Source organism: Bathymodiolus platifrons methanotrophic gill symbiont, from assembly GCF_002189065.1.
In the GTDB taxonomy this organism is placed as follows: Bacteria; Pseudomonadota; Gammaproteobacteria; order Methylococcales; family Methylomonadaceae; genus Methyloprofundus.
In genome coordinates this window covers 1-1,041 of sequence record NZ_BDMN01000607.1, presented here as the reverse complement: position 1 = coordinate 1,041, position 1,041 = coordinate 1, and the positions used below count along the sequence as shown (strand labels likewise).

3 protein-coding genes are annotated in these 1,041 nt (G+C 36.5%); 1 reads left to right on the top strand and 2 read right to left on the bottom strand.

Annotation, left to right across the window (positions count from 1 at the left end):
- Positions 1–252 precede the first annotated feature (252 nt).
- On the bottom strand, positions 253–378 hold the full coding sequence (locus CDZ78_RS24470) for an IS3 family transposase (protein ID WP_373862439.1): 126 nt from the start codon (positions 376–378) through the stop codon (positions 253–255).
- Positions 375–593 carry a transposase gene (locus CDZ78_RS20915; protein ID WP_244559325.1) on the bottom strand — a complete coding sequence of 73 codons (219 nt, stop codon included), beginning with the start codon at positions 591–593 and terminating at the stop codon, positions 375–377. Before CDZ78_RS20915 ends, CDZ78_RS24470 begins: the two co-directional genes overlap by 4 nt.
- An 89-nt stretch (positions 594–682) precedes the next feature.
- Between CDZ78_RS20915 and CDZ78_RS20910 the strand changes: the two genes are divergently transcribed.
- Complete coding sequence (locus CDZ78_RS20910; RefSeq protein WP_087868120.1) at positions 683–955, top strand: hypothetical protein; 273 nt, start codon at positions 683–685, stop codon at positions 953–955.
- Positions 956–1,041: the final 86 nt, after the last annotated feature.

Below are 1,041 nucleotides of genomic sequence, written 5' to 3'. Positions count from 1 at the left end.
AGCATTGTGTATTTCAGCTACTCAATAATTGGGAAACTTCAGTTATTAAGAAATGTGTTGGCGAGTGCACCAACTATTTCTATCGATAGCGAAAGAAATCTAATACTGGAAAGCGCTGGGACCTTACTTAAATATCGGTTAAAAGACTGGGTTCGCTAGCAGATAAACCAGGGAAGTGAAAAAAACCTTATTCTAGGGCCGGCTAGCAAGTTCAGCATAGAGTGTAATGGTCAAGTAAAACAGGACGCATTCTTAAGCAGTTTTTCTATGGAACTCACGCTCAAACTCTAAGGGTGATTTATAACCCAATCTAGAGTGCGTTCGCTCACCATTATAAAAAGCCAGATAATCAATAATACTGGCTCTTTTGAATTTCAAGTGGGTAAACAATTCGCATTTATTTTAGAAAAGTCTAATTTTCCAGTTAGTAAATAAGCAATTGTTTTGAAGTGCTGCATTTTATATTCTCTCGCTTTTCTTTTTGCAGCCTGTAAAACCGAGTTTAATCCTTCCAAAATACCACTATTGATTTGACTCTTTTTCCAGCTGACAATTCCATCCCAATGCCTTTTAATTGTCTTAGGAATGTGCACGAAATAACTTCCTGAAGCAGCCAAGCTTGAATAATGAAATATCTCCCCTAAATTAAGGTTATCTTAATTTATTACTCAGTGGTTGTCTTATGTCATTTCCTTATAAAAAAAATATCGAAAAGTCGATGAAGAAATTTTATGACTCACTTTGTGAAAAAAATAAGCGACGGTATGCCGCCATTGAAAGTGAAAAATTATCTCATGGTGGCGTTAACTATATTTCAGCTTTATTAGAGTGTGACCCAAAAACTATCCGCCAAGGAAAAAAAGAACTCACCGAATTAGAACTGGATATAACAGGAATCAGACAACCTGGAGGCGGTCGAAAAAAAAGACCTCTACCCCTGAATACAGTGGAATAGATCAAGACTTTTTAGATATTCTTCAACAGCATACAGCAGGCAATCCAATGAATTCATCTATTAGGTGGACTTATCTAAAGCCGCGT